The sequence below is a fragment of the Sulfitobacter sp. W074 genome (genome assembly GCF_025142275.1).
Classification (GTDB): domain Bacteria; phylum Pseudomonadota; class Alphaproteobacteria; order Rhodobacterales; family Rhodobacteraceae; genus Sulfitobacter; species Sulfitobacter profundi.
Window position 1 is genome coordinate 2,195,777 of sequence record NZ_CP081130.1, and the last position, 26,648, is coordinate 2,222,424.

Annotated in this window: 22 protein-coding genes; 15 read left to right on the forward strand and 7 right to left on the reverse strand. The window is 62.1% G+C overall.

Annotation, left to right across the window (positions count from 1 at the left end; genetic code table 11):
• The first annotated feature begins 43 nt into the window (after nt 1-43).
• The 5 genes from miaA to K3762_RS10900 all read left to right on the forward strand — a co-directional run bounded on the left by miaA (nt 44) and on the right by K3762_RS10900 (nt 6,843).
• The gene (gene miaA, locus K3762_RS10880; RefSeq protein WP_132443280.1) at nt 44-934 is read left to right on the forward strand and encodes a tRNA (adenosine(37)-N6)-dimethylallyltransferase MiaA; all 891 of its coding nucleotides are present in this window, start codon (nt 44-46) and stop codon (nt 932-934) included.
• A gap of 100 nt (nt 935-1,034) precedes the next feature.
• On the forward strand, nt 1,035-1,811 hold the full coding sequence (locus K3762_RS10885) for an AraC family transcriptional regulator (protein ID WP_120351217.1): 777 nt from the start codon (nt 1,035-1,037) through the stop codon (nt 1,809-1,811).
• Between the two features lie 310 nt (nt 1,812-2,121).
• Complete coding sequence (locus K3762_RS10890) at nt 2,122-3,210, forward strand: ABC transporter permease (RefSeq protein WP_067628867.1); 1,089 nt, start codon at nt 2,122-2,124, stop codon at nt 3,208-3,210.
• 12 nt (nt 3,211-3,222) lie between these two features.
• The gene (locus K3762_RS10895) at nt 3,223-4,689 is read left to right on the forward strand and encodes an ABC transporter permease (RefSeq protein ID WP_165935517.1); all 1,467 of its coding nucleotides are present in this window, start codon (nt 3,223-3,225) and stop codon (nt 4,687-4,689) included.
• 63 nt (nt 4,690-4,752) lie between these two features.
• Complete coding sequence (locus K3762_RS10900) at nt 4,753-6,843, forward strand: ABC transporter ATP-binding protein (RefSeq protein ID WP_132443279.1); 2,091 nt, start codon at nt 4,753-4,755, stop codon at nt 6,841-6,843.
• An 82-nt stretch (nt 6,844-6,925) separates the two neighbouring features.
• Here K3762_RS10900 and K3762_RS10905 read toward each other — a convergent pair whose 3' ends face one another.
• Together K3762_RS10905 and K3762_RS10910 are read right to left on the reverse strand one after the other, a co-directional pair.
• Nucleotides 6,926-7,453 (reverse strand): hypothetical protein, encoded by a 528-nt coding sequence (locus tag K3762_RS10905; protein ID WP_120351220.1) that lies wholly within the window; start codon nt 7,451-7,453, stop codon nt 6,926-6,928.
• 179 nt (nt 7,454-7,632) lie between these two features.
• Nucleotides 7,633-8,178 carry a lytic transglycosylase domain-containing protein gene (locus K3762_RS10910; protein ID WP_120352218.1) on the reverse strand — a complete coding sequence of 182 codons (546 nt, stop codon included), beginning with the start codon at nt 8,176-8,178 and terminating at the stop codon, nt 7,633-7,635.
• Between the two features lie 281 nt (nt 8,179-8,459).
• On the opposite strand from K3762_RS10910, the gene ssb reads away from it, so the two are divergent.
• Entirely contained in the window at nt 8,460-9,023 is a 564-nt protein-coding gene (ssb, locus tag K3762_RS10915) for a single-stranded DNA-binding protein (RefSeq protein WP_260009469.1), read from the forward strand.
• Between the two features lie 294 nt (nt 9,024-9,317).
• On the opposite strand, the gene aroB is transcribed toward ssb, so the two are convergent.
• Together aroB and K3762_RS10925 are read right to left on the reverse strand one after the other, a co-directional pair.
• Nucleotides 9,318-10,433 carry a 3-dehydroquinate synthase gene (gene aroB / locus K3762_RS10920; RefSeq protein WP_260009470.1) on the reverse strand — a complete coding sequence of 372 codons (1,116 nt, stop codon included), beginning with the start codon at nt 10,431-10,433 and terminating at the stop codon, nt 9,318-9,320.
• Nucleotides 10,426-11,022, reverse strand: a complete 597-nt coding sequence (locus K3762_RS10925; RefSeq protein ID WP_132443277.1) for a shikimate kinase — start codon at nt 11,020-11,022, stop codon at nt 10,426-10,428. Before K3762_RS10925 ends, aroB begins: the two co-directional genes overlap by 8 nt.
• An 80-nt stretch (nt 11,023-11,102) precedes the next feature.
• On the opposite strand from K3762_RS10925, the gene K3762_RS10930 reads away from it, so the two are divergent.
• From K3762_RS10930 to K3762_RS10940, 3 genes are read left to right on the forward strand one after another with little or no spacing between them, the layout of a single operon-like run.
• Nucleotides 11,103-11,252 carry a hypothetical protein gene (locus tag K3762_RS10930; protein WP_007120408.1) on the forward strand — a complete coding sequence of 50 codons (150 nt, stop codon included), beginning with the start codon at nt 11,103-11,105 and terminating at the stop codon, nt 11,250-11,252.
• Between the two features lie 5 nt (nt 11,253-11,257).
• The gene (locus K3762_RS10935) at nt 11,258-12,910 is read left to right on the forward strand and encodes a hypothetical protein (RefSeq protein ID WP_311198983.1); all 1,653 of its coding nucleotides are present in this window, start codon (nt 11,258-11,260) and stop codon (nt 12,908-12,910) included.
• Nucleotides 12,907-13,890, forward strand: coding sequence for a site-specific tyrosine recombinase XerD (locus K3762_RS10940; RefSeq protein WP_120351225.1), 984 nt, complete (start codon nt 12,907-12,909; stop codon nt 13,888-13,890). Before K3762_RS10935 ends, K3762_RS10940 begins: the two co-directional genes overlap by 4 nt.
• Here the strand turns inward: K3762_RS10940 and K3762_RS10945 are convergent.
• Complete coding sequence (locus K3762_RS10945; protein WP_240791519.1) at nt 13,827-14,657, reverse strand: metallophosphoesterase; 831 nt, start codon at nt 14,655-14,657, stop codon at nt 13,827-13,829. The two genes, K3762_RS10940 and K3762_RS10945, sit on opposite strands and share 64 nt — an antisense overlap.
• A gap of 88 nt (nt 14,658-14,745) precedes the next feature.
• On the opposite strand from K3762_RS10945, the gene K3762_RS10950 reads away from it, so the two are divergent.
• Entirely contained in the window at nt 14,746-16,053 is a 1,308-nt protein-coding gene (locus K3762_RS10950) for an HlyC/CorC family transporter (RefSeq protein WP_067623667.1), read from the forward strand.
• A 7-nt stretch (nt 16,054-16,060) separates the two neighbouring features.
• Here the strand turns inward: K3762_RS10950 and K3762_RS10955 are convergent, their stop codons facing one another.
• Complete coding sequence (locus tag K3762_RS10955) at nt 16,061-17,371, reverse strand: DUF2254 domain-containing protein (protein ID WP_120351226.1); 1,311 nt, start codon at nt 17,369-17,371, stop codon at nt 16,061-16,063.
• 141 nt (nt 17,372-17,512) lie between these two features.
• Here K3762_RS10955 and K3762_RS10960 point away from each other — a divergent pair, with 141 nt between their 5' ends.
• Nucleotides 17,513-18,115 carry an NTP transferase domain-containing protein gene (locus K3762_RS10960; protein ID WP_132443274.1) on the forward strand — a complete coding sequence of 201 codons (603 nt, stop codon included), beginning with the start codon at nt 17,513-17,515 and terminating at the stop codon, nt 18,113-18,115.
• Nucleotides 18,116-18,184: 69 nt separating this feature from the next.
• On the opposite strand, the gene K3762_RS10965 is transcribed toward K3762_RS10960, so the two are convergent.
• Complete coding sequence (locus K3762_RS10965; protein ID WP_260009472.1) at nt 18,185-21,100, reverse strand: Hint domain-containing protein; 2,916 nt, start codon at nt 21,098-21,100, stop codon at nt 18,185-18,187.
• 1,388 nt (nt 21,101-22,488) lie between these two features.
• Here K3762_RS10965 and K3762_RS10970 point away from each other — a divergent pair.
• The 4 genes from K3762_RS10970 to K3762_RS10985 all read left to right on the forward strand — a co-directional run bounded on the left by K3762_RS10970 (nt 22,489) and on the right by K3762_RS10985 (nt 26,357).
• Entirely contained in the window at nt 22,489-22,761 is a 273-nt protein-coding gene (locus K3762_RS10970; RefSeq protein WP_067627410.1) for a DUF1127 domain-containing protein, read from the forward strand.
• Nucleotides 22,762-23,060: 299 nt separating this feature from the next.
• Nucleotides 23,061-24,029, forward strand: coding sequence for an ABC transporter substrate-binding protein (locus K3762_RS10975; protein WP_067627408.1), 969 nt, complete (start codon nt 23,061-23,063; stop codon nt 24,027-24,029).
• Nucleotides 24,030-24,279: 250 nt separating this feature from the next.
• Nucleotides 24,280-25,305, forward strand: coding sequence for a proline/glycine betaine ABC transporter permease (locus K3762_RS10980; RefSeq protein WP_260009473.1), 1,026 nt, complete (start codon nt 24,280-24,282; stop codon nt 25,303-25,305).
• Nucleotides 25,306-25,313: 8 nt separating this feature from the next.
• Nucleotides 25,314-26,357: a glycine betaine/L-proline ABC transporter ATP-binding protein gene (locus K3762_RS10985; protein ID WP_067627405.1), complete on the forward strand. Its 1,044-nt coding sequence runs from the start codon at nt 25,314-25,316 to the stop codon at nt 26,355-26,357.
• Nucleotides 26,358-26,648: the final 291 nt, after the last annotated feature.

Genomic DNA, 26,648 nt, shown 5'->3' on the forward strand with positions numbered 1-26,648 from the left:
TACGTCCAAGGTTCAATGCGGGACGTAAGGAAGACGCAAAGAAATGCCGGATATTCCCAAGGCCCAGTTTGATGCTCTGTTGCAAGACCTGCCGCCCGAGCGGCCTGTGCTGATCGCCGGGCCAACCGCCAGCGGCAAATCTGCCCTGGCACTCGCCATCGCAGAGGCGCAGGGCGGCGTGATCGTGAACGCCGATGCCAGTCAGGTCTATGCGCCCCTGCGCATCATCAGCGCCCGGCCCTCAGCCGAAGAAGAGGCCCGCGCGCCGCATCTGCTCTATGGTCATCTGGCCGAAGATGCGTCCTATTCCACCGGCCATTGGCTGCGCGAGGTGGCCCCGCTGCTGGGCGGCGATCAGCGGGTGATCATCACCGGCGGCACCGGGCTTTATTTCGCGGCTCTGACGCAGGGGTTGGCCAAAATTCCGGAAACCCCGCCAGAGGTCCGCGCCCAAGGCGATGACATGGCGCTCGAAGACCTGCTGGCGCAGCTTGATGCTGAGACCGCGGCGGGCATTGACCAACGCAACCGCGCGCGGGTGCAGCGCGCTTGGGAAGTGTGGCAGGCCACCGGGCGCGGCCTGTCGGACTGGCAACGCGATACCGGCGCGCCGCTTTTGCCGCTCGCGGACTGCCTGCCGATCGTTTTCGATGTTGAGCGGGATTGGCTGAACGCCCGCATCGCCCAACGCTTTGACCTGATGTTAGAGCAAGGCGCCTTGGAAGAGGTCGCCGCCCTCCGTCCGCGATATGACCCCACGCTGCCCGCCCATCGCGCCATCGGCGTGCCGGAACTGATCCGCCACATTGACGGCGATTGGCCCCTGCACCGCGCCCGCGAAGCCGCCGTGGTTGCCACCCGCCGCTTCGCCAAACGGCAGCGCACTTGGATGCGTAGCAAAATGGCAGATTGGCATCGGGTGACGCCGCAATAACCGCAGGGCGCACACAGTTTCTTGCGTTATTCCAACCATCCGATAGCCTGACGTTGTAGATTGTCCCGACAGGGTTGCCATTTCTCGACGAAAGCGCCGCGTGCCCCAAACGCAGATACAAACCCACACCTTGGCCCAGCTTTCGGCGGGGCAAGATTGGCGGCTGACCCTCGCCCATGAGCGCGACCACCATCTGCTGATCTGGATCACCCGGGGCCAGGGTCGGTTGCTGCTGGATGGGCAACGCCGGGGCATTAGCCCCCATAACGCGCTCTGGATACCGGCGCGGTCGCTCTTTGCTCTGGAGCTGGGCTATCAATGTCTGGGCCATGCGGTGCTGATCCCGGAAGACCGCGATGTGCGTTTGCCCGAAATGCCGCGCCAGTTGCGCATCCGCGACGGTGTAGCCCAATCCGAAATTGCGGCCCTGATCGAACAGACCCAGCGGGAGGTTCAGCAAGGCCGCCCCCTGCAACAAGACGCGCTTAAGGCTCAGGTTGCGCTGATATCGGTATGGCTCCGCCGTCAGATCATGTCAGACGAACATGCCGCCCCCCGGCCCAAGGCCGGCGACAGGCTCAGCGCGCGGTTCTGCGCCCTGATCGCCCAGCGCGCGCCCAAGGGTGGCAGCATGGCCGATCACGCAGCGGAACTGGGCGTCACGCCGACCCATCTGACCCGCGCCGTCAAGGCGGCCACCGGCAAATCCGCCGCCGATCTCTTGACCGAACGCAGTTGCCACGCCGCCCGGCGTCTGTTGGCCGAAACCGATCAAACCGCCGCCGAAATCGCAGCCTCTCTGGGCTTTGGCTCCGCTGCCTATTTCACCCGTTTCATGCAGCAGCACAGCGGCCTCCCCCCCAGCAAGCTGCGCTGATCCGCGCCCGAAATGTCGCTTTCAGACCCTCAAAATGTCGCAAAAACTCCCTCAAACGGCTCAGCCGAATGTTGACGCGCGACCAATTTCTGTGCCTGATGGCTGAACTGCTCTGAAAACAGTCAGATCAACGACCAAGCGCGTGACGCTGGGAAAGACCGCCAATGGGTCTTAGGCATCACAGTGCGCACAGGCAGCAACGTCTGCCGCGAACAGAACCGGCGCTGTGATGGCGCCGCACAAATCAAAAAGGCCACAAAGGCCGCATCGTCGGGCCAAGTCACCGCCCGACCCTGCCACAGGGGACCACATGGGACTATTCATTTTGCGCCGGCTGGGTGTGATGTTGCTGACGGCGCTCTGCCTGACGTTCATCGTATTCTGGCTGACCAATCTCTATCCGAACCTCGAAAAGCTCGCCAAGACCCAAGGCAACTTCCGCATGTCCGACGAGGCCGTGGCCAGCTACCTTGAAAGCCGCGGCTATCTGCAACCCACCGTCGACAAGTTCGGCGAATGGCTGGGCGTGTTGCCCGGATGGGTCACAGAAGGCGACACGCCCGAAGAGACCTTTGGCCGCTGTTTCGCCCCCGGCACCCCGGTAGAGGCGCGTCCAACTCGCTGCGGCATCCTGCAAGGCGATTGGGGGTTTTCGACCGTCTTCAAAGAACCCGTGGGCGAAACCGTCCTGACGCGCCTCGCACTCACCGGCAAGTTGATGTTCTGGGTGCTGATGCTGATGGTCCCCTCGGCGCTGATCGTCGGTGTGCTGGCGGGCATGCGCGAAGGCTCCAAGCTTGACCGCTCGCTCTCGACCTTCTCCATCGCCACCACGGCGACGCCTGAATATGTCTCGGGCGTGATCTTCATCGCGGTGCTGGCCTCCTCGCGCTTTGGCCTCTCGCCGCTTCTGGCGGAATGGGGCTGGATCGACAGTAAAACCCTATTTCTTGGCTCCGCCACGTCTGCCATGAAAGACGCCAACTTCTGGAACTTCTTCCTGCCGGTGCTGACCATCTCGCTCTACGGCATGGGCTATATCGCCCGGATGACGCGGGCGTCGATGACCGAGGTGATGACCGCGCAGTATATCCGCACAGCGCGGCTCAAGGGGGTGAAATTCTCTGAGATCGTGCTGAAACACGCCCTGCGCAACGCGCTGATCGCGCCCTTCACGGTGATCATGCTGCAAATCCCATGGCTGCTGAACGGTGTGGTGATTGTGGAGACGCTGTTCAACTACAAGGGCTTCGGCTGGCTCCTCGTCCAAGCGGCTGCGAACAACGACATCGAACTGCTGCTCGCCGTTTCGGTCGTGTCGGTCATCGTCGTGCTTGTGACGCAGTTGATCTCTGATATCGGCTACGTCTTCCTCAACCCGCGCATTCGCATTTCATAAGGGAGCATGGACATGGAACAACTGACATGGACCGGGTCTCTTGCGGGGCTCAACATCATCTTCCTCGGCCTTTGCGTGATGCTGGCCTTGGCTGTCGCGGCGCAGATTGTCGTTTCCTTCCTGCCTGCCAGTGAGGCACAAGAGATCAACCCCGACGGCACCGTTGCCCGACGCGGCGGTGTGGCGGGCGGACTGAACCGTGCGGTGATCCTGCTGTTTGCGCTGCTGATCCTTGTGGTGCTGATCTATATCGTCGCCGGTGCCTTCATGGGGCCGCAGGCAGGCATCTTCGGCGGCATGTCGCAGCAGATGCTGCCGGTCTGGATCGCGCTGATCCTGACCTTCGCCGTCTCCATCCACTTCAAACGCCGCCTTGGCCTCTACGGCAAGCTATTCGACAGCACCGTGGGGATGATCGGCTTTGCCATCGTCATGTTCTGGGTATTCACCGGAGTCTTTGGCGGGTTGTTCGACCTGTTGGTGACGCACGACAGCCTTAGCCAAACTTCGGGCATGAAGAACAAGCTGCCCGGCACCCCGCTGCGCAGCCCCGATGAGGGCGAATACCCGTGGTTCCTGTTGGGCGGTGACAACCTTGCCCGCGATGTCTTCTCTCGGCTGATCAAGGGCTCTTGGGTCGTGGTGCAGATCGCGCCGCTGGCGACGCTCTTTGCCTTTATGGTCGGGATCACGCTGGGCCTGCCTGCGGGCTACTACGGCGGTCGGCTGGATACGATCCTCAGCTTTTTGGCAAACCTGATCCTCGCCTTCCCGGTGATCTTGCTGTTCTACCTGTTGGTCACGCCCGAGATCGTGCTGACCGGCATCCCGAACTACATGGCCGTGTTCCTGTTTATCTTCCCGCTGATCTTCCTCGCGGTCCTGCTGAACTCACGCTATTACACGCAGCCGTCCTTCCGCACGCCGCTGTTGATCGTGGTGCTCGGTATTGTCGGCTGGCTGTACCTGTCGCTGGTCTCTACCGACGGTGCGATCGTGGCGACGGACACCTACCGCATCCCTGGCCTGCCGAGCATGATCGACCTCTTTGATATCGACGCCGGTGTGCTGGTGGTCTTTGTCTCGGTCGTCTTCGTGAACTCGCCCACGGTGTTCCGCATCGTGCGCGGCCTCGCGCTGGACATCAAAACGCGCGACTATGTCGCCGCCGCCCAGACCCGTGGCGAAGGCCCGTGGTACATCATGCTGTGGGAAATTCTGCCCAACGCCCGTGGCCCGCTGATCGTCGATTTCTGCCTGCGCATCGGCTATACCACGATCCTTCTCGGCACTTTGGGGTTCTTCGGCCTTGGGCTGGAAAGCGAGAGCCCGGATTGGGGCAGCACGATCAACGCAGGCCGCCGCCTGCTGTCGCTCTATCCGCACGCGGCCATCGCGCCCGCGCTTGCACTTCTGAGCCTCGTTCTGGGCCTGAACCTGCTGGCCGACGGCCTGCGCGAAGAATCCTTGCGCGACTAAGAAACATCCTCCGGGGGGCGCCCCCTCCCGGACCCTTTTGATCCCCCCGACTGGGAGAGACAAATGCCAAAGACTGATTACGACGGCCCCATTCTTGAGATCAACAACCTGTCGATCTCGTTCTTCACCCGCCTGCGCGAGATCCCCGCCGTGATGGATTTCTCTGTCAGCGTCCAACCGGGCGAAGCTGTGGGGCTGGTGGGCGAAAGCGGCTGCGGCAAGTCGACCGTGGCGCTGGGCGTGATGCAGGATCTGGGCCGCAATGGCCGGATCGTCGGCGGCTCCATCAAGTTCAAGGGCCGCGACCTCAGCGAGATGAGCCCCGAAGAGCTACGCGACATTCGCGGCAGCGAGATCGCGATGATCTATCAAGAGCCGATGGCCAGCCTCAACCCCGCCATGCGGATCGGCAAACAGCTGATGGAAGTGCCGATGATCCACGCGGGCATGTCCGAGAAAGAAGCCTATGCGCGGGCGCTTCAGGTGGTCACGGATGTGAAACTTCCCGATCCAGAACGCATTTTGAAAGCCTACCCGCACCAACTCTCGGGCGGGCAGCAGCAGCGCATCGTGATTGCCATGGCGCTGATGTCAGAACCCTCGCTTCTGATCCTTGATGAGCCGACGACCGCGCTTGATGTGACCGTCGAAGCGGCGGTGGTGGATCTGGTGAAAGACTTGGGCAAGAAATACGGCACCTCGATGCTGTTCATCTCTCACAACCTCGGGCTGGTGCTGGAAACCTGCGACCGCATCTGCGTGATGTATTCCGGCGAAGCGGTCGAGAAAGGCTCCATCCACGATGTCTTCGACGAGATGCAGCACCCCTATACGCAGGCGCTGTTCCGTTCGATCCCACTGCCCGGCGCCGACAAGAACGCGCGGCCTCTTGTGGCTATCCCCGGCAACTTCCCCCTGCCCCATGAACGCCCGCCCGGCTGTAACTTCGGCCCCCGCTGCGATTATTTCATGGCGGGCCGCTGCGATGCCGCGCCGATCCCGATGGAAAGCGTACCCGGCAACGACCGGCACGAAACCCGCTGTATTCGCTTTCAAGAAATCGACTGGCAAGCGCCACTGGAACTGGCCGAGGTCAAGGAAAAGGGCGAGGTTGGCGAGGTCGTCCTCAAGATGGACAGGCTCAAGAAATACTATCAGGTCGCGGCAAATGCCATGTTCGGCGGCGGCAATACCAAGGTGGTCAAAGCCAACGAATCCTTGAGTTTCGAGGCCCATGAGAGCGAAACCCTCGCCATTGTCGGGGAATCGGGCTGCGGCAAATCCACCTTCGCCAAGGTCCTCATGGGGCTAGAGACGGCGACCGAGGGGCACATCTACCTTGATGGCAAGGATATTGGCGGGGTGCCCATCGACGACCGCACGACCAAGAACGTCGCCGATGTTCAGATGGTCTTTCAAAACCCCTTCGACACGCTGAACCCTTCCATGACCGTCGGGCGGCAGATCATCCGCGCGTTGGAAATTTTCCGCATCGGCAAGAATGAGAAAGAGCGCAAGCAGCGCATGCTGGAACTGCTCGATCTGGTCAAACTGCCGCGTGAATTCGCAACCCGCATGCCGCGGCAACTGTCCGGTGGGCAAAAGCAGCGGGTCGGCATTGCCCGCGCCTTTGCGGGTGACGCGCGGATCGTGGTGGCGGATGAGCCCGTCTCGGCGCTGGATGTAAGCGTACAAGCGGCGGTGACCGACCTGCTGATGGAGATCCAGCGCGAGCAGAAGACGACGCTCTTGTTCATCAGTCACGACCTTTCCATCGTGCGCTATCTCAGCGACCGGGTGATGGTGATGTATCTGGGCCATGTGGTCGAATTGGGCGACACCGATCAGGTCTTCTCGCCCCCCTATCACCCCTATACCGAGGCGCTGCTGAGTGCCGTGCCGATTGCCGACACCAAGGTAAAGAAGAAACACATCGTCCTCGAAGGCGACGTGCCCTCGGCCATGAACCCGCCGCCGGGCTGCCCTTTCCAGACGCGCTGTCGCTGGAAATCACAGGTGCCGGGGGACCTCTGCGAACGGGAGGTCCCGCCGATGGTCACCATGGCGGACGGGCATCAGATTAAATGCCACCTCTCAGCCCAGCAATTCGCCGAGATGGAGCCGGTGATCGAAGTGGGCACGGCAGCAGAATGAAAAAGGCGCGGCTCCGAAGAGCCGCGCCTGCTCCCTCAGGCGGTTTAAGGGGGGAACGGCCTGAGGTAATCGTGATCCGGATTTAGGGGTCGACGGACGAACCGGCTGTGTTCACATTGGCCAGACCTTCGGCCACAACATCGGCAAAGGTCGACACGAGCGCAACGTAGAATTCAGTCTCAGACGGCGGCACGTTGACATAGCCTTCGGGTGCGATGTCTTCGCCGCTATAGGCCGAGATCTTCACCGGGAAGCTCAGACCAGCGTTGTCACCGGTGGGGCTTGTGATATCAACAACGCCTTCCAACTCGTTGAATTCTTTACTGTCGGGCAACATGGTTGCGCCGTTGAGAGAGATCTTGCGGATATCGATCTTGATCTGCGGATCGGCACCATCGCTGCTCATCGGCACACGCTCTGCCACTTCGGCGCGCAGGTCTTCTTCCAGATCAGGATAGAAGTCCATGGCGTTGCTCTCTGCAGCCGCGCTGACAGAGGATTCAACGTCGATTTTCGAGACCATGATCTTATCTTGGGCAAAAGCAGAGCTGCTCAGCGCAATAACGCTTACACCGGCGGCAAGGGCGATATTTTTCATATTCGTCAGCATGTCGTTCTCCTTTGATCTTTTATCTCTGAGGCGAGAATTTCCCGCTGCAAAGTTTCTGATCAAAGAACCCCACGATCGCCCCAGCGGTTCCCTAGGGCGCCGGGCCAAGGGGGCATAGGCACGTGAAAATAGGCGGACAAACGCCCACCGCGCCATACAGACCTATAGATATCAATGGCTTAGCTGCCAGTGATCACTTTAACGTAATTCCGCGTTTCTTTATAGGGGGGGACGCCCCCGTATTTCTTAACCGCCCCCGGCCCCGCGTTATAAGCCGCCAGCGCCAGCTCCCAACTGCCGAAAGCGCGGTACTGTATTTTGAGGTAGCGCGCGCCGCCTTCAAGGTTCTGCACCGGATCGGTCGGGTCGACGCGCAGCGCCTGCGCGGTCTGGGGCATCAGTTGAGCCAATCCCATCGCCCCCTTGTGCGACAGCGCCTTGGGGTTCCAGCCGCTTTCCTGCTGAACCAGCCGCAGAAACAGATCAACCGGGATACCATGCCGGGTCGCCGCCGCGCGGGCATGGGTCAAAAAGGCCCCTTTGTAGGAACCGTTGTATTTCGGCGCATCCCATTTCGTCGGGGTGACAACCTTGGGCGGTTGCAGCCGAACGGAGGCGGAATATTGCTTGGATGCGCGGTTATCGAGGATGCTTTTCTGTGAAGAAAACAAACCCGCGCGGTTTTTGCTGGCAAACATATCGGCAGCCGCCGGCGCTGCCCCCATCGCGATCATCCCGGCTGCCGCCAAACCTACCGCGGCCAGACCGGCCAAACGTCCCGTCTTTCGCATCTCTGCCCCCTGCCGTTGCATTGCGCGCAGTATACCCAAAACCGCGCGGCCTACCAGCCCCCGGAAACCGGCCCGCCACGCGGCGTGCCTTGATGGGCGGCGAGGTGGGAAAGCCGGTGTCATCCGGCGGACAACCGCGATATAAACGGCCGAATTGGGCGCGCTCGGATTCGCGCCCGACGCAATGACACAGCAATGACAAACGAGGGGGCAAGATGGCCGGCTCAGTGAACAAAGTGATCCTTATCGGCAACCTCGGGCGCGACCCCGAGGTGCGGTCGTTCCAGAACGGCGGCAAAGTGTGCAACCTGCGCATCGCCACCTCGGAAACATGGAAAGACCGCAACACCGGTGAGCGCCGCGAGAAGACCGAATGGCATTCGGTGGCGATCTTCCAAGAGGGGCTCGTTCGCATCGCCGAGCAGTACCTCAAGAAGGGCTCCAAAGTGTATATCGAAGGCCAGTTGCAAACCCGCAAATGGCAAGACCAATCCGGCGCGGACCGCTATAGCACCGAAGTGGTGCTGCAGGGCTTTGGCGGCACGCTGACCATGCTCGACGGTCCCGGTGGCGCCGGGTCCGGCGGCGGTGGTGGTGGCGGCGGCTACGGTGGTGGCGGCGGTGGCGGCTACGGTGGTGGCGGCAATGACTACGGCGGCGGCTATGACAGCGGCCCGTCCTCCTCGGGCGGCGGCAGCGGTGGCGGCAGCGGTGGCGGCAGCGGTGGCGGCAGCGGTGGTGGCGGCAGCCGTGATCTCGATGACGAGATCCCGTTCTAAACCCTATGCGATTTCGGGCGGGGCGCCGTTGCGCCCTGCCCACCCTCTGCGACCGCGGCCGTGACAGGTCTTTAACCGCGCCGGATTAGACCTCTCCCCATCGCGATACCCGCCGGGCATTCATCAGTTCGGCAACCGGATCAGAGGCGCCCCACGCGGGCGCCATGTCAAGACGTTCAGACATGCAGGGTGACACCTGTCTCAAACATCCGACTTGGCGGCGCCGCCCTTTTTATTCGGCACCACAACACCTTAAAGAATAGAGTTAAACCGCCGGGCCCAGCCCGCCGCGGGTCACTGGCGCGCGCTTAGCGCGTCGCGCAGCAGGACCAGCACATCGGCATTGTCGACCTCGGCCCCGGCAAAGGCTTGGCCGATGCCGCGCGCCAGAACGAAACGCAACCGGCCATCGACAACCTTTTTGTCCTGCCCCATCAGGCGCAGCAACTCTTCGGCCTCTGGCAGGTCGCCGGGGATATCGCGCAGGTCGGTCTTCATGCCCATCTGCGCCAGATGGGCGCGCAGGCGGCTGGGGTCTTCCTGCGGGCATAGGCCCTGCCGCGCGGAAAGCTCAAAGGCCAGCGCACAGCCGATCGCCACCCCTTCGCCATGCAGCAGACGGTCGGAATAGCCGGTCGCCGCCTCAAGCGCATGGCCGAAAGTATGGCCGAGGTTGAGCAACGCGCGGTCGCCCTGCTCGGTCTCGTCGCGTTCCACGATATCGGCCTTCATCTGGACCGAACGGCGCACCGCCTCGATCCGAGCTTCCATATCGCCCGCCGCAAGGGCTGGCCCCTGCGCCTCTAGCCAATCAAAGAAATCCGCATCGCCCAGCAGGCCGTATTTTACGACCTCGCCATACCCGGCGAGGAAATCGCGGGGCGGCATGGTCCCCAGCACTTCGGTATCGGCGAGCACGAGGCTGGGTTGATGGAATGCCCCGATCAGGTTCTTGCCTTGGCTTGCGTTGATCCCGGTCTTGCCACCCACCGAACTGTCGACCTGCGCCAGAAGCGATGTGGGGATCTGCACAAAACGCACCCCGCGCCGCAGCACGGCGGCGGCAAAGCCCACTAGATCGCCGATCACCCCGCCGCCAAAGGCCACGACGATATCGCCGCGCTCCACCTGTTCGTCGAGCAGCCAGTCGACCGAGCGCTGCAGATTGGCCCAGTCCTTGGTCCCCTCTCCGGGCGCGAGTTCCAGCGCCGACATCGCGATGCCCTCGGCGGCCAACCCGTCCCGCAGCGTTTGCAAATGCAACGCGGCCACGCGGCTTTCGGTGATGACGGCCACCCGCTTGCGGCGCAGCAGCGGCGCGATCAGCGCGCCCGCATCGGCCAGCAACCCCGGCCCGATGATTACATCATATTCCCGCCCCGGCAGGGTCACGGATACCGTCTCACGCATCCAATTTCTCCAAAACATCCGGCCTTGTCAGCAGCTTATCGATCACCCGATTGGCCATGGCGTCAATCGACAGACGCGGATCACAGCGCACCGACAGATCCGCCAGCCGGTAAAGCGGCACCCGGTCGCGGTAGAGCGCGGTCAGCGTGGCCTTGGGATCAGCCGTACGCAGCAGCGGACGGCTGTCCTTATAGCGCACCCGGTTCCACAGCAGATCAAGATCCGCATCCAGCCAGAGCGCCACACCGTAAGCCGCGATATTGTCGCGATTTACCTCGGCCAGAAACGCCCCGCCGCCGGTGGACAGGATGCAACGTTCCTCTGCCAGCAGCCGGGCGATGACCTCTGTCTCGCGTTTGCGAAAGAACGGCTCTCCGTCGCGGGTAAAGATTTCGGGCACGCTCAGATTGGCCGCCGCCTCAATCTCGGCATCGCTGTCCAGAAAGGGCGCGCCCAGCTTGGCCGAGACCGCACGCCCCACCGCCGTCTTGCCCGCCCCCATCATGCCAACCAGCGCCACCGTCTTGTTCAGACGGTAACGGGGCGGCATTTCATCGCCATCGGTTATGCTGTGCTTAATTCCGCTCATTTTTCTCTGAATGACGTGATCTTGCCGGAAAGGCCATATATAGTTTGGCAAAATAGCAGAATTCCGGGCAGGCATTAATCATGGGTAAACTTTTTAAGCTTTTGATATTTCTATTGATTGTCGGCTTCATCGGGCTGGTGGGCTATGCCTACGTCGGGCCCTTCTTTGGCGTGGACTTTTCGCCCGAACAGATTGAGACACGCCAGCCCGTCACGCTGACAGCGGATTGAGCGGGGTGGCAAACGCGCTGTCAAAACGCGGTTTGGCCCTTTGCGCTGCGTTGATCTGCTCGGTCAGTGCCAGCGCCCTGCTGGCCGAATCCGACGAAGACCGCAATCTGGGCCGCGATTCGCGCAAAACCTCAGAGGCCGGGGAACAGGAAAAGCCCCCCGCCGCCAATGACCAACCGCTTTCCGTGATCGACTGGCTCGGGGCGCAATCGCCGCCCGAAAACAGCCCCAAGCGCCCGCCCAATTCGGGCCGGGTGGCGGAACCGCCTGTCGCCAACAACGCCTTGCCCCCCGAGGTGCAGGTCACCCCACTGGGCGATGGCGCGCCGCGCCGCATCGGGCTGGTGCCCGGCTCGGTCACTGGGCTGCGTGGGGACATCTGGATGGGCAGCGATACCACTGCCCTGATCGAGCGTATTCGCAACCTGCCCGACCTGCATTTGCCCGCCGCGCAGGCCCTGCTCTATACCGTGCTTCTGGCCGAGGCGCAGGCCCCGCAGGGCGAGGCGCGCAATGGCGATCTATTGGCGCTGGCACGGGGCGAAAAACTGATGGAGCTTGGCGCGCTCGATCCGGCGCTGTCGCTGATCGAACAGGCCGGGGTGACCACCTCGACCGCGCATTTCGACCTTTGGATGCAGCTTTCCCTGCTCACTGGCACCGAACACCGCGTTTGCGAGCGGCTGATGAAATCACCGCATCTGACCCATGACTATGGCACCCGAATTTTTTGCAACGCCCGCGCGGGCAATTGGGAAAACGCGGCTCTGACCTTTGGCTCGGCGCAGGCGCTCGGCCTGTTGCCAGAGGCGCAGCTTGAACTCTTTGACCGTTTCCTCAACCCGGATTTCTACGAAGGGGCCGAACCGCTGCGCGTGCCGCGCCAGATGGACCCGATGACCTTTCGCCTGTTTGAAACCATTGGTGAGCCGCTGCCCTCCAACATCCTGCCGCGCGCCTATGCGGTGGCCGATCTGCGCGACATCGCCGGATGGAAAGCCCAGCTTGAGGCCGCCGAGCGTCTGACCCGCGCGGGCGCCCTGCCCGACAACCTGCTGCTGGGGCTGTACACAGACCGCCAGCCCGCTGCATCGGGGGGCGTCTGGGACCGTGTCGCGGCGCTGCAACGCTTTGAGACCGCCCTGCGCACCAGCAGCGCAGAGGCGGTGGCCAAGACCCTGCCGCCTGCATGGGAAGCGATGCGGGAGGCCTCTCTCGAAGTGGCCTTTGCCACGCTCTTTGCCGAACCCCTCTCGACCATGCCGCTTGCGGGCCATGCCGCGCGTCTGGCGCGGGATGTGGCGCTGCTGTCGCCCAATTACGAGGCCGCCGCGGCGCGGGTGATCGGCAAGTCCCCCGAAGACGAATTGCTGCGCGCCGTAGCGGTTGGCGATGCCCCCGAAGGCCCTGCCCCGGATGCGCCCTTGGCCGCTGCTGTTCACGATGCTTTCGCCAATCCCACCCCGCGCGCCGACCTGATGGCGCTGGCGAGGGACAAGGAATTGGGCATGGCGATTTTGCGCCTATTGTCGCTCTTGCATGACGGGGCGAGTGGTGACACATCGGCGCTCCGCGACGCCCTAGCCACCCTGCGCGCCCTCGGGTTGGAAGACACCGCCCGACGTGCCGCCTTGCAGATTGTATTGCTCCAGCAATGATGATGTCCCAGACCCCGACCTTCCATTGGATCTCCAGCTTTCTGGAGGCCGCCGCCGCCGAACAGGGTGCCGCCACCAATACGCAGCTGGCCTATGGCCGCGACCTCAAGGATTTCGATTCCTTTCTGGCGCAGCGCAATCACGATTTCCTCACCGCCAGCCGCGGCGAGGTTGAGGATTACCTTGTCTATTGCGACGCGCAGGGGCTGGCTAAATCCACCCGCGCGCGGCGGCTTTCGGCGATCAAACAGCTCTACCGCTTTGCCTTTGAGGAAGGGCTGCGCGAAGACAATCCCGCCGTGCAAATCGCCGGACCGGGGCAAGACAAACGTCTGCCCAAGATTCTCTCTGAAGAAGAGGTCGACCGGCTTCTGGATGCCGCGCGCAACTCAGGCCGGGCACTGGCAGACCAACTGCGCAACACCTGCCTGATGGAACTGCTCTATGCCACTGGCATGCGGGTCAGCGAATTGGTCAGCCTGCCGGTCAGCGCCGCGCGCGGCGATCCGCGCCTGCTGCTGATTTCGGGCAAGGGGGGCCGCGAGCGGCTGGTGCCGCTGTCAGAGCCTGCGCGTGATGCGCTGGCCGCATGGCTGGTGGTGCGCGACAAGGCGGATGAAGCGGCCCAAGCCAAGGGCAAACCGCCCGCACGGCATCTCTTCCCGTCGCGCGGGGCAACGGGCCATCTGACGCGGCATCGGTTCTATCTGTTGATCAAGGAATTCGCCGTGACCGGGGGTGTGCCCCCTGAAAAGGTCACGCCGCACACCCTGCGCCATGCCTTTGCCACGCATCTGCTGGCCAATGGCGCGGACCTGCGCGCGATCCAGACCATGCTGGGCCACGCCGATGTCGCCACGACCGAGATCTATACCCATGTTCTGGAAGAGCGCCTGTCGGACCTCGTGCTAGAGCGTCACCCTCTGGCCAAGGACGGCACGCGCAACCCCGGTGGCAGCACGTCTTCCGACGGCCAGTAACCGCTTTGCAGCGCGTCAGCATAGGCGCGCGGCAGACCGGCCTTTGTCATGTCGGCCACGGCCCCTGCCACATCATAGCTAAGCCGGTGAAACCGCACTTCGCCCCCGTCCAACACGGCCACCCGCGTTTGCTGGCCACCGTCGTGGGGCGGCATGCCGATCACCCCTGCATTGATCCAGCGCCCACGCGCCGTCTTGCGGATAAAGGGCAGACCGGAATGCCCGGCGATGATGTGATCGACGGGGCCTGTGACCTCTTCCAAGGCCTGCCACTCCTCCTCGAACACCGCCTCTGCACTCTCTGACCAGATGAACCGCGCCACATCGCACACCCCGCCGTGGATCACCCCGTAGCGCTGCCCCTGATGCTGAAACACGGCCACATCCGGCAGTGATCCCATCCACGTCTTCGCCTCCGCATCCAACGCCCGCACGGCATGGGCGTACCACGCGCCCGAAAGCATGTCGCAACTGCTGCCCGGCGCGAAGCCGCAGCCGCAATCCTCGGCCCCGCTGGCCAGTTGCAACTCACAATTGCCCGCCACCACGGCAGAGCCAAGCGCCCGGATCGCCGCCACACTTTCGCTTGGTGCCCCGCAGTAGGCGACGATATCCCCGGTGCAGATCATCTGACCCCCGCCGATGCCGTGCGCGGCGGCAAAATCCGCCAGCGCTGCTACCGCCTGAAGGTTGGAATAGGGCCCGCCGAACAACAGCAGCGGCCCGTCCAGAACCCCGAGCTCTGCACAGTTGATTTTCGCCTGCATCACACCACCCTCACCCGTTGCGACCCTTGAATGACGCAGCCCCTGCGCCCATAACATTCGCAACACATAATGGATGGATTTAGACCTCATGGAAACGGGCCCCGCCCTTTTTGACACCGCATTCTGGATCAGTACCGGAATTATCCTGTTTCTCCTCGTCCTGTCGGGCTTCTTTTCGGGGTCCGAGACCGCACTGACCGCGGCCTCGCGCGGGAAGCTGCGCGCGCAGGCCGACAAAGGGGCAAGCGGGGCGATACGGGCGCTCAAAATCACCGAGGATAACGAGCGGCTGATCGGCTCGGTCCTTCTGGGCAACAACTTGGTCAACATCCTTGCCGCCTCCATGGCGACGGCGCTGTTCACCCGGCTTTTCGGCGAAAGCGGCGTGGCGCTGGCGACGCTGGTGATGACACTTCTGGTGCTTGTCTTCTCAGAAGTGCTGCCCAAGACCTATGCCATTACCAATGCCGAAACGGCGGCGGCGCTGGTCTCGCGCCCAATCAGCATCGTGGTGCTTGTCTTCTCGCCGGTGGTGACGGCGGTGCGCTATTTCGTGCGCGGCGTGCTGCGGCTGTTCGGCGTTCAGATTGACCCGGACAGCAACATTCTGGCCGTCCGCGAAGAGATCGCCGGCGCCTTGCAACTTGGCCATTCCGAAGGCGTCGTCGAAAAGGAAGACCGCGACCGTATCTTGGGCGCGCTCGACCTGCGCGAACGCGCGGTCGAAGAGGTCATGCTGCACCGTTCGGGGATCGAGATGATCGATGCGGCATCCGACCCGACCGACATCATGGAAAAATGCCTGCAATCCAACCACACCCGCCTGCCCGTCTTCCGCGATGATCCGGAAAACATCATCGGCGTGATCCACGCCAAGGACCTGCTGCGCGCCATGTACAAGCTGATCGGCGGCCCCAACGGCAATGCGGCGGCGCTCAAGGGGTTCAACGTGGCCGATGTGGTGATGAAACCCTATTTCGTGCCCGAAACCTCAACCCTCGATGAACAGATGCGCCAGTTCCTGCGCCGCCGCACGCATTTTGCGCTGGTGGTGGATGAATATGGCTCACTGCAAGGGCTGATCACGCTCGAAGACATCCTCGAAGAGATCGTGGGCGAGATTACAGACGAATTCGACCCCGACGCAGATCACCCGCTCAAACAGTCCGAAGACGGGCATCTGATGGTCGAAGGGGCCATGACGATCCGCGATCTTAACCGGGCCACCGACTGGTCCCTCCCCGATGACGAGGCCAATACCGTGGCCGGGCTGGTGATCCACGAAGCGCAGATGATCCCCACCGTGGGGCAGGTGTTCTCTTTCCACAACTTCCGGTTCGAAGTGATGGAACGGGACGGAAACCGCATCACGCAGCTGAAAATCCGCCCCCTCTGACCTCCGCTTAGTCCGGTGTCTCCACCGCCGCGCGCACCTCTTTGCATGCGGCGGCCCAGATCCGCGCCCGGTCGGGGCCAAAGGGCACCTCTTCGAAAGCGCGGCGCAGGTGGTTCTCTGCCGCGTCCCGGGCCGAGGCGGCAAGGCCGGGGTCAGGGTGGTGCATCAGCCCGGCCAGCACCTCTTGCAAGGCCATCTGCACCTCAACGACCGAGGCCCCATCGCGGGCCAGCGCGCCAAAGCCGTCTTCGATCAGGGCGTCCGACGGGATCGGCGCGATATGCAGGTTGGGCAAGTTGACCTTGCCGCCCGGCTTCGCCTCGTCCGAATAATAAGACAGGATGCGCCCGATGCGGGTGATGACATCAATCGCCGTGCCACCATCGTTGATCCCCGGCGACAGCGCTTTGGAGGCGACCTCTCCCAGCACCCGCAGGCCAAAGCGCGGGTCTTGGTCAAAGGTGCGCAGATCGCCCAGTTGCACGGTGTCGAAAACCTTTTGCTCAAGGCTGTCCCAGTCGTGCTCGTCGTCCTGCGGGCTGCCCTGCTGGGTGACCATGACCAAAGGCTCTCCGACAAAAACGAAATCGCCGATGCGGCGGGTAAGATAGATCGCCACCCCATGATCGCGCGCCTGCTGGTCCAGCGCCTCGGGGTAGATATGTTTGATATACCCGCTTTCGGGGGCAAAGATCGGGCGGGCGTTGTCAGGGGTGGGGCCGGTCAGAGGGTGGCCGCCCATGCAGGGGGTCTTTAGCCGCTCCTTGAACAGCGATGTGGTTACGGCTTCGATTTGGCGCGTGGTGTCGATCAGGCTACCGAAACTTTGCAGGTGAAGCACCCAACGGATCAGAAAGATCACGATGATCGCCAGCACCATCACTGTCGTCAGAAACAGCACGAATGAGCGTTCGTCGACATAGATGCCCAACTCGCGCATGATGATCGCCACCAAAGCATACACATAGGCGCCGATGAAAACGGCAAGGGTGTTCTGGGTGGTCCGGTCCTGAATGATCAGCCGATGCGCCCGCGGCGTGAATTGGGCCGAGGTAGAGCGGTAGACCGTGACCATGATGGTGATCGAAAAGATCGTAACCGCAAGCATCGCATCCGCGATGATCTGCAAAAGCCGATCCGCCGCCTCGCCCGTCAAACGTGTGGCGACCTCCTTGGGCACCAAGGGCTCAAACAGCTGCGTCATCCCGAGGGCGACAAAGGCCAACAGCCCCATGACGACCACCCGCACCCAAAGTTTACGAGAATATTCGCGGGCTTTGCGAAACAGTGTGTGCGGGATCAGGTCTTTAATGTTCATGGGGCAAGGGTAGCACGAAAAAGCGCCCTGCCAACGGTGGTTTAGCAGGAATTTGCAACCTTTGGCGGCGCTGATATCTGGCCCGTGGCAAGGTGCAAGAAAGCCCTTATCCCCGCGCGCTGCGCCCGGTAGTCTGGCGCCATGACAAAAGCCTCTCTGCCTGTGATCCTCCTCGCTGCCGGAGCCTCTTCCCGGATGCGGGGGCGCGACAAATTGATGGAAGACGTGGACGGCCAGCCCCTGTTGCGCCGTCAGACGCGGGTCGCGCAAAGCGTCGGCCCCGTGATGGTCGCCCTGCCGCCCGCGCCGCATCCGCGCTACACGGCCCTGACCGGGCTGGATATCACGCCGCTTCCCATTCCCGATGCGTCCGAGGGCATGGGCGCCAGCCTGCGCAGCGCCTTTGCGGCCCTGCCCCCGGACACGGCGGCGGCCATGGTGATGTTGGCCGACATGCCCGACCTTGAGCCCAGCGATCTGGCCTGCCTTGCGGCCTCGGTTGATCTAAGCAGTGAGACGTTGGTCTGGCGCGCCGCGACAGAGGATGGCAGGCCGGGGCATCCGATCATCTTTGCCGCCGCGCTGTTTGACCAACTCAAACAGCTGAGCGGCGATGATGGGGGCCGTGCGGTGGTGCGTGGCGCAGGCGCGCGGGTGCAGATGGTGCCCCTGCCCGGTCAACGCGCGCGGCTCGACCTCGACACGCCCGAAGATTGGGCCGCGTGGCGAAAGCCGCAGAGATAGCCCCAGAAAAGAAAACGGGGCGGTTACCCGCCCCGTTTCTAAGCTGCATCGCTTCCCGCCCCCGCGGGCTTATTTCACCAACAAGCTGGCTTCGTGCTTTTTCAGCGACCGGCGGGCGGCGGTGTAGCCTTCGATGCCGTCCTGTGTCGCAAGCTCGGGGAAGAGCTCGAGAATCTCGTTGCGTTGCTCTTCGCCGATACCGGCCAGCGACATGTCACCAGGCTGGAAGCTCTCTGTCCATGTGCCATCCGACAGGATCACCTCATGGCGGTCGAACATCACGTGGATGTAGGTGGTGCCAGAGACCTCGACCACGTCGATGCCCTCCATGCCGGTCAGGTGTTTCGCCGCAACCAGCACTTCACGCTCTTCGAAGTAGAGCGCCGTTTTCTCGTTGGCGACCAACACGCGGTGGTTGGGGCTGACCATCATGTCACGCTCGGGCAGTGCATTGCCAAGCGCGCCCTTGCGGATCAGCACCGGCTTGAGATGGGCAGCCATTTCGAATTCGGCCCCCGTCATCTCACGTGCGCCGACCCAACGGATCGTTTGGATGCCGTTGTCGCGGGTGATGACCCGGTCACCGACCTCAAGCGCCTCCACACGGACCTCACCACGCGGTGTGGCGATCTTGGTGCCCGGTGTGAAACAGGGGATGATAACATTTTCGATCTCGACAAAGTTCAAACGCCCGGCATCGCTGCCGTCTTCGTTGAAGTAGTCAACAAAACCGTCTTCGCGATCATCAGAGGTATAGGTAACCTCTAGGCGGCCACCTTCAGGGGCCGAGCCGCGCAGATCAAGCGTGTCATAGTCCACGCCAGCGCTGCCACCGTCGACATCATCGCCCGCATTCACGTTGACGAAGCTGTCCTGATCGGCACCGCCGGTCATCACGTCGACACCCGCACCACCGTCGAGCAGATCGTCGCCCTGACCGCCTTGCAGCGTGTCGTCGCCCTCGCCGCCCATCAGCGTGTCATTCTCGCCGCCACCGTCGAGCAGGTCATCGCCTTCGCCGCCGACCAGCAGGTCATCGTCACGGTTGCCGCGTAGCGTGTCATCGCCGGTGCCGCCGTCAAGCTCATCATTGCCCTGACCGCCCGAGATACTGTCGTCGCCTTGACCGCCAAGCAGCGTGTCATTGCCGGTGTTGCCTTCGATGATGTCATCGTCGATCTGACCGTCGATATAGTCATCGCCAGAACCGCCGCGCAGCATGTCGGCGTCATCGGCGCCATAGATCACGTCATTGCCCGAACCACCGTCGACCGTATCCCTCCCGTTGTCCGTAACACGGTCGGGGGTGAAGGGGTTGGACGCATCATCTTCGTCGGGGATGTCGAGCACATCAAGGCCGAGGTCGGGATCATTGCCGGCAAAGATCGTGTCATTGCCAGCGCCACCAAGGATGCTGTCGTTGCCCTCGCCGCCGACGATACGGTCATCGCCGTCGCCGCCATCAACCCAATCGTCGTCGATGCCCGCGTCGATCACATCATCGCCCGTGCCGCCGGTGATGGTGTCACGGTCGTCGCCGGTCGAGATGGTGTCATTGCCCGCGCCGCCATCGACGGAGTCGCGGTCGTTCTCGGGATCGGCATCGGGGTCAAAGCTCAAGCTGTCGCTGTCGCTTTCCGGGTAGCCCAAATCAGGCGCGATATCGTCGTTGCCGGTGGTGATCATGTCGTCACCGTCACCGCCGTCGACCACGTCAGAGCCCGCACCGGCTTCGACGATGTCATCGCCGTCGCCTGCCAGAATGGTGTCGTCACCGTCGCCTGCGCGGACATAGTCGTCATCGCCTTCGGCACCGGGCAGGATCGCGTCGTCGTTGTCGATCATGTCGCCATCGGGGTCGCCGGTATAGGCGGTGTCGATCATGTCATCGCCTGCGGTGCCGTCAACATAGCCGTCGCGGGTCGGATCGCCGTCACCCACGGTGACAGTCACGGTTCCTTCGTCGGTCAAACCGTCGGGGTCGGACACGGTATAGGTGATCGTCGCGTCGCCGGTGAAACCGTCATCGGCAACAAAAGTGATGGTGCCATCGTCGTTGATGGTCACGGTGCCATCGTCGCTGGAGGCATCTGCAACGCTCAACGTGTCGCCGTCCACATCGGTATCATTGTCCAGAACCGGGATCACGACCGCTTCGGTGCCGGTGGTGCTGGCCGTGTCGTCATTGGCCTCGGGCGCATCGTTTACCGGGTTCACGGTGACATTCACGGTGCCGGTGTCGGTGCCGCCATTGCCGTCATCCACAGTGTAGGTGATGGTTGTGTCGCCGTTGAAATCCGCATCGGGCGTGAAGGTCAGCGTGCCATCGTCGTTGATGACCACAGGCCCCGCAGGGCAGGTTGCCATGGTGACGGTCAGCGTGTCGCCATCGCTGTCGCTGTCATTGCCCAGCACGTCGACGGTGCCGGAGGTGTCTTCGTCGATCTCAAGCACATCGTCTTCGGCCACGGGCGCATCGTTGCCGCCGCCCTCTGGCTTGTCGTCGTCGAAGATCACATTGTCGATCGCGCCGGAGCCTTCGAAACGCACTTCAAAGCGCGACACGCCGTCGATGTTGAACTGAACGAACCGTTCGCCGCCATCGCCCGTGGGCTGAACGTAGTGGTTCTGGATCACGTCGCCATTGTCATCGTAAAAGATGACACGGGTGCCCTCGCCGCTGGTCTCTTCGATGTCTTTGAAGGTGACGCCCTTCAGACGCACCATGTCATCGAAATCAAAGAACAGGCTGCCGCCGCCGGCGTTGTCGTCCGGGTCGCTCTGGTCGCCGTCTTCGGAGACGATCAGCAGACCTTCAAGCGTGTCGGAGGCCAGATCACTGTCGCCGCCTGTCGGGTTGCTGCTGTCAAAGATCATCGCATCGCCGGATCCGCCGCTGGCCGAAACCGTAACGCCCAGAGCTGCATATTCATCGTCAATGATGGTGCCTGCGCTGAACGCGTTGAAATCAAGTGTTCTAATCATTGTGAAATCTCCTGAGCGGTGTTGCACGCGGCGCGCAACGCGGCCGTCTTGGAAGTAGATGCTGTTTCAATCTGATGTATGGAGCGCCGAACGGCAGAGCGATCGAACCGGGCAATTCTTGCCCCGCAGAAGGCCAGTGGCAGGACCTGTCGCTTATGTCTCATGTCGTCTCTCCCTCCATTCACACGCGCCCCGCTGGCTGAAATCCAGATCAGGCGGCCTGCATACTTGCAGCAACGAAGGGAAGAGCCTGTACGAGGCCCACAAACCGAGAAGAACACCTCCCCGGTATGTTGTGCTTACGGCGCTAACTTGCGGCGTACCCACATCTCCCGCATCCGTGATGCGCTTAATGCGGCCGCCCCCGTGACCTACAGACTTCTTTGCCCCCCAGTTGGGCACCTATAGGAATAGCCCTCCTATACGAATGGACAAAGGAAAAAATGTTTGAAAATTGCCGGAACCAAATGAAGTTTTGCCGCAATTCAGGTGGTTTAGCCGATCTCCTGGCGGCGATTGTTTCCCCGGCATTCCTCGGCGAAATCGCGATTCGCCATAGGATTAAGGAAAATTAACGCCAAAACGCGACCGCGCCCTTTCACCCCCGGTCAAGACTGTTTCGCAGTGAGAGACAATGGCGCCGCAAATGCGCCGCATCTGTGCCGCCTTGTTTTCGTCATTCTTTTTGATTGCTTGTTCACAAGCTGGAACCAATGGACCGAAAACCTGCGGAACTGGTGACAAAGCCACAGGTAGAGCGCCTTATTCCCGCCGAATCAATCGCGCACCTGCAGGGGGCGTCAGGGGCTCATGCAAGGCATTTCGCCGGAAACACATCGGAACCGCAACCGGCGCGGCGAGGTGGGCCTATAAGAAGCGGCCTATCGCCTCTTTGCGGCAGACTTAATCGCGCAAAGGCGGCTGCTGGTCTCGAACGTATACCTCACTAGCCGCTTACCTCCCCCCGAACATCCGCGCCAAAATGCGCCAAATCCGACCCTCAAAACGACATTTCAAAGTCCACAAACGACACCGCGCCGATGGCGCGCAAACCCCAGCCATAGTGCACTCTGCGCCCCGCCCCTGCGGCAGGGTGTCGCACCCCCCATTTCACCCTATTGCAATGGCCGCTCGGGTAGACCAAATGCGCCGCATGACGATGTATGCCGTTCATAAGAGGCGCCCGCGCAAACCGGGCACGCTGCTGAACCGCCGGTAACCCCGGTCGGACAGGCCGATCCGCCTGTTCGGACCATCGGGGTTCCAACTGACTTTCCGGATCACACTCGGGATGAGACCCACACAACCGACCCGGCCCGGCCTTTTGGCACTGACCGTCGTCTTTTGCGGATCCTTCCTTTTACGACCTTTCTGATATGGAGCATGCCATGCATTTCCGCCTGCTGAAGAACACCAACCAGATCGCCGGGATGCCCGGAACCGCCTTTAACGGCACCATCGGTCAAGTCGCCAACGCCGAGGGTCTGGCCCTTGTCGCCATGCTGCGGCGTGCCCTGCGCGACACCGCGCGCCGTTGGGAGCGCAACCGCACGCTGTCGACGCTGAACGCGATGGATGACCGTCTGCTGCAGGATATTGGCCTGAACCGCAAAGACATCCCCCAGCATATCCGCGACATGGAAAGTTTTTCCCGCCGCTGAACAGCCCCACCCGCGCCCCTCTTGAAGGGTCGCGGCGGGCCTTAATTATATGGCGTCCTGCAGGGGGGCGCCGGTCATAACCGCACCGCGCCACACCCGGCGCGGTGCCCGAACTTGCGTCATCCTCTCGGCAATCGTGTTGCACAGGGGCGCGCGATTTGTTTTCTTATCTCCAGCAAACCCGGCCATCGAAAGCTGCCGCGCCCTATCGCGCGACCGGCTTTTTCTTGATGCAAAGGGACAAAGATCAGCGGTGCGCGGCTGCGTGTCACTGCGGATACAATAGAGGAGATATCACTATGAAACGCTATTTGCTTGGCACGGCCTTTGCCGTTGCGACCCCGATGGCCGCCGCCGCTCAGGACTGCGGCGAAGTCTCGATCGCGGAAATGAACTGGGCGTCGGCGCAGATCGTCACCGCCGTGACCGAATTCCTGCTGGTTCAGGGCTATTCCTGCGATGTGACCGTGGTACCGTCGGACACCACGCCCGCCGTGACATCGCTGTCGGAAAACAACGAGCCGGACATCGTGCCGGAGATGTGGCCCAACTCTGCCGGTGATGCTTACAAAAAGCTCAAAGAGAACGGCAAGATCGTTGAGCTGACTTCCGTGCTTGATCCCGGTGGTGTCGAAGGCTGGTGGGTGCCGACCTATCTTGTGGATGAGCATCCCGAGCTTGCAACCATCGAAGGCATCTTGGAAAACCCCGAACTGGTCGGCGGCATGTTCAACAACTGTCCCGATGGCTGGGGCTGCCGCATCGTGAGCGACAACCTCGCCCGCGCCTATGACCTCGAAGGCAACGGCATCGAAGTCTTTGACCACGGCTCGGGTGAGACGATGGTGACCTCGATGGCGTCGGCCTATGAAAGCAAAGAGCCATGGTTCGGCTACTATTGGGCCCCAACCACGCCGCTGGGCAAATACGACATGACCAGCGTCGATCTGGGCGAATTTGACGAGGCCGCGCACAGCGCCAACCAGAACGCCGACAACCCAGAGCCCAAGCCTTCGGCCTTCCCGACGGCGCCGGTTCTGACTGTGATGACCAAGGATTTCCACGACAACAATCCTGAGATCGCGGAATTCATCGGCAACGTCTCCTTCAAGACCGAAGAGATGAGCAAGCTGCTGGCATGGCAGGGCGAAAGCAACGCTTCGAATGAAGAAGCGGCTGTTTACTACCTGCAGAACAACAAGGACGTCTGGGCCGAATGGCTGAGCGACGACGCCCGTGGCAACCTGTCGAAGCTGCTTGACCAGTAAGACAGACTGACAAAACGGCGGGCGGGGAACTCATCTGGGTTTCCCGCCCGTTTGTTTCAGGATCGGCGGCAAGACTTACGTCTTTTCACACCGACTGCGCCGCGGCCCCCGCCGACTGCGCAGTTTCTTTGCAAGGACATAGGTTTGATTTGCCGCCTCTGCATGGGGCAGCCGACGCCGCGCAGACCGCGCGGCGCACCGGCCCCCTCCCCAAAAGTAAACGGTCTGATGCAGACCGGGAAAGCGACAGATGGCGACCTACGATAACTTCTTTGACTCGCTCGGCCTGCGCGGCTGGTGCGGCGATGACCAAGGCGGTGGGCTTAGCTCCATGGCCGATCTCATGGGCCAAGCGGGCGGCGATGCCGATACGACGCTTTGGGACGCCCCCTTCCCTTCGCTCGATGCGCTGCATGACAGTTGCAACGCGATCCCACAGTCGCGTGATCTGACCCAAGGGCTGGAAGAGGGCTTCCTCGCCATCAAGGACAGTCTCAAAGTCGTTGTCGATCCGCTGACCCAACCGCTGAGCTGGGCGCTAGAGAATGCGCTTTGGATCATGCAGGCGGTACCATGGTTCATCATGATCCCGCTTTTGATGGCGATCACCTTTGCCGTGGGCCGCTCGCTGAAACTGGTGGCGCTGGTGGCGCTGGTCTTTGGCTTCCTCGCCTTTATCGACTTTTACGAACACACCATGCAGACGTTGGCGATCATCTTTGTCTGCGCCTTTATATGTGTGCTTTTGGGCGTGCCCATCGGCATCGCCATGTCGCGCAGTGACCGTGTGCAGCGCACGATGATCCCGGTGCTGGACATGCTGCAAACCCTGCCGCCCTTCGTCTACCTGATCCCGCTGATCTTCCTCTTTTCGGTGACCGAGCCCAAGCTCTACGGCATCGCGATCATCCTTTACGCCATCGTGCCGGTGGTGCGTCTGACCGACCTTGGCATCCGTCTGGTCGACAAAGACGTGATCGAGGCCGCCGACGCCTTTGGCATGACCAACCGTCAAAAGCTTTACAAGGTGCAGATCCCGCTGGCGCTGCCCAACATCATGGCCGGTGTGAACCAGACCATCATGATGAGCCTCGCCATGGTCGTTATCGCCTCGCTGGTTTCGGCCCCCGGTCTGGGCGTGCTGGTGCTGCGCGGCATTCGGAGCCTTGAATTGGGCGTGGGCCTCCTGTCGGGTCTGGGGATCGTGCTGCTTGCGATCATCCTCGACCGGGTCACCAAAGCCGCGCTTGCGCGGATCAACGCGGCGCAGAAGTGAGGCCAGACATGACAGACGATATCAAGATTTCCGTCCGCAACCTCTATAAAATCTTCGGCGATGACCCGCAGGGCGCGCTGGAGAAGGTGCGCGGCGGCATGAGCAAGACCGACCTTCAGGCCGAGACCGGCCATGTGCTTGGCCTTAACAACATCAACGTGGACATGCCTGCGGGCAAGACCACGGTGATCATGGGGCTGTCGGGTTCGGGCAAATCAACGCTGATCCGGCACCTCAACCGCCTCATTGACCCCACCTCGGGCGAAGTGATCATGAACGGCGAGAACATCCTCGACTACAACGAGCGTCGCCTGCGCGAGATGCGCAAGCACAAGATGTCGATGGTGTTCCAAAAGTTCGCCCTGCTGCCGCATCGCACGGTGTTGGAAAACACCGGGCTCAGCTGGGAGATCGAAGGCAAGAACCGCAGCAAATACGCGGCTGAGGCCACCAAATGGCTGAACCGCGTCGGGCTGGAGGGGCAAGGAGAGCAGTACCCCGCGCAGCTATCAGGCGGGATGCAGCAGCGTGTTGGCATCGCCCGCGCGCTCACGTCGAACTCTGACGTGATGCTGATGGACGAGGCGTTCTCGGCGCTCGACCCGCTGATCCGGACCGACATGCAGGATCTGCTGATCGAGTTGCAAGAAGAGCTGCATAAGACCGTGATCTTCATCACCCACGATCTGGACGAGGCGCTAAAACTGGCGGACCATCTGGTGATCCTCAAAGACGGGTTCATCGTCCAGCAGGGCGAGCCGCAGCACATTCTGCTGAACCCCAATGATCCCTACATCGAAGCCTTCGTCAGCGACATCAACCGCGCGCGGGTGCTGCGGGTACGGTCGGTCATGGAGAAGACCGAGGTGCCGCCTGCAGATGTGGCCGGTGAGGTCGATTTCGACGACACGCTGGAAAGCATCATCGCGGTTTCCGGAGGGGATACGACCAACAACTACCGCGTCATGCGCGAGGGCAAACAGGTCGGCGTGCTGCATATGCGTGATCTGGTCCGCGCGCTGGTCCCACGGCATCCCGGCGAGGCGGCATAAGCCGCCACCCGCGACTAAGAGACAGTCATCGCCTGCCTGCGGGTGGGCGATGCGACGGGGGCTACCCCTTTATGGTGGAGCCGTGGGCCCCTAGCGCTCCAATCACCTCCACCTCCAAACTCGTAAGCGAAGACCCAACGTCGATGGCCTGCCCCACCCCCGCCGCGGCACGCGAAAAGCGGTCATAGTCAATCACATGGCGCGCGCCCGATGGCGCTTTGCCGCCGATCAAAATCCCTGCGTCCTATTGACACTTGGCCCCACGATTGGCCTATGGGGGGTGAAATAAAC

Bases quoted from the DNA above. Each gene is read 5' to 3' on its own strand.
- miaA (WP_132443280.1), top strand. From the start codon at position 44: ATGCCGGATATTCCCAAGGCCCAGTTTGATGCTCTGTTGCAAGACCTG.
- K3762_RS10890 (WP_067628867.1), top strand. From the start codon at position 2,122: ATGGGACTATTCATTTTGCGCCGGCTGGGTGTGATGTTGCTGACGGCG.
- K3762_RS10895 (WP_165935517.1), top strand. From the start codon at position 3,223: ATGGAACAACTGACATGGACCGGGTCTCTTGCGGGGCTCAACATCATC.
- K3762_RS10900 (WP_132443279.1), top strand. From the start codon at position 4,753: ATGCCAAAGACTGATTACGACGGCCCCATTCTTGAGATCAACAACCTG.
- K3762_RS10905 (WP_120351220.1), bottom strand. From the start codon at position 7,453: ATGCTGACGAATATGAAAAATATCGCCCTTGCCGCCGGTGTAAGCGTT.
- K3762_RS10910 (WP_120352218.1), bottom strand. From the start codon at position 8,178: ATGGGGGCAGCGCCGGCGGCTGCCGATATGTTTGCCAGCAAAAACCGC.
- ssb (WP_260009469.1), top strand. From the start codon at position 8,460: ATGGCCGGCTCAGTGAACAAAGTGATCCTTATCGGCAACCTCGGGCGC.
- aroB (WP_260009470.1), bottom strand. From the start codon at position 10,433: ATGCGTGAGACGGTATCCGTGACCCTGCCGGGGCGGGAATATGATGTA.
- K3762_RS10925 (WP_132443277.1), bottom strand. From the start codon at position 11,022: ATGAGCGGAATTAAGCACAGCATAACCGATGGCGATGAAATGCCGCCC.
- K3762_RS10930 (WP_007120408.1), top strand. From the start codon at position 11,103: ATGGGTAAACTTTTTAAGCTTTTGATATTTCTATTGATTGTCGGCTTC.
- K3762_RS10940 (WP_120351225.1), top strand. From the start codon at position 12,907: ATGATGATGTCCCAGACCCCGACCTTCCATTGGATCTCCAGCTTTCTG.
- K3762_RS10945 (WP_240791519.1), bottom strand. From the start codon at position 14,657: ATGCAGGCGAAAATCAACTGTGCAGAGCTCGGGGTTCTGGACGGGCCG.
- K3762_RS10950 (WP_067623667.1), top strand. From the start codon at position 14,746: ATGGAAACGGGCCCCGCCCTTTTTGACACCGCATTCTGGATCAGTACC.
- K3762_RS10955 (WP_120351226.1), bottom strand. From the start codon at position 17,371: ATGAACATTAAAGACCTGATCCCGCACACACTGTTTCGCAAAGCCCGC.
- K3762_RS10960 (WP_132443274.1), top strand. From the start codon at position 17,513: ATGACAAAAGCCTCTCTGCCTGTGATCCTCCTCGCTGCCGGAGCCTCT.
- K3762_RS10965 (WP_260009472.1), bottom strand. From the start codon at position 21,100: ATGATTAGAACACTTGATTTCAACGCGTTCAGCGCAGGCACCATCATT.
- K3762_RS10970 (WP_067627410.1), top strand. From the start codon at position 22,489: ATGCATTTCCGCCTGCTGAAGAACACCAACCAGATCGCCGGGATGCCC.
- K3762_RS10975 (WP_067627408.1), top strand. From the start codon at position 23,061: ATGAAACGCTATTTGCTTGGCACGGCCTTTGCCGTTGCGACCCCGATG.
- K3762_RS10980 (WP_260009473.1), top strand. From the start codon at position 24,280: ATGGCGACCTACGATAACTTCTTTGACTCGCTCGGCCTGCGCGGCTGG.
- K3762_RS10985 (WP_067627405.1), top strand. From the start codon at position 25,314: ATGACAGACGATATCAAGATTTCCGTCCGCAACCTCTATAAAATCTTC.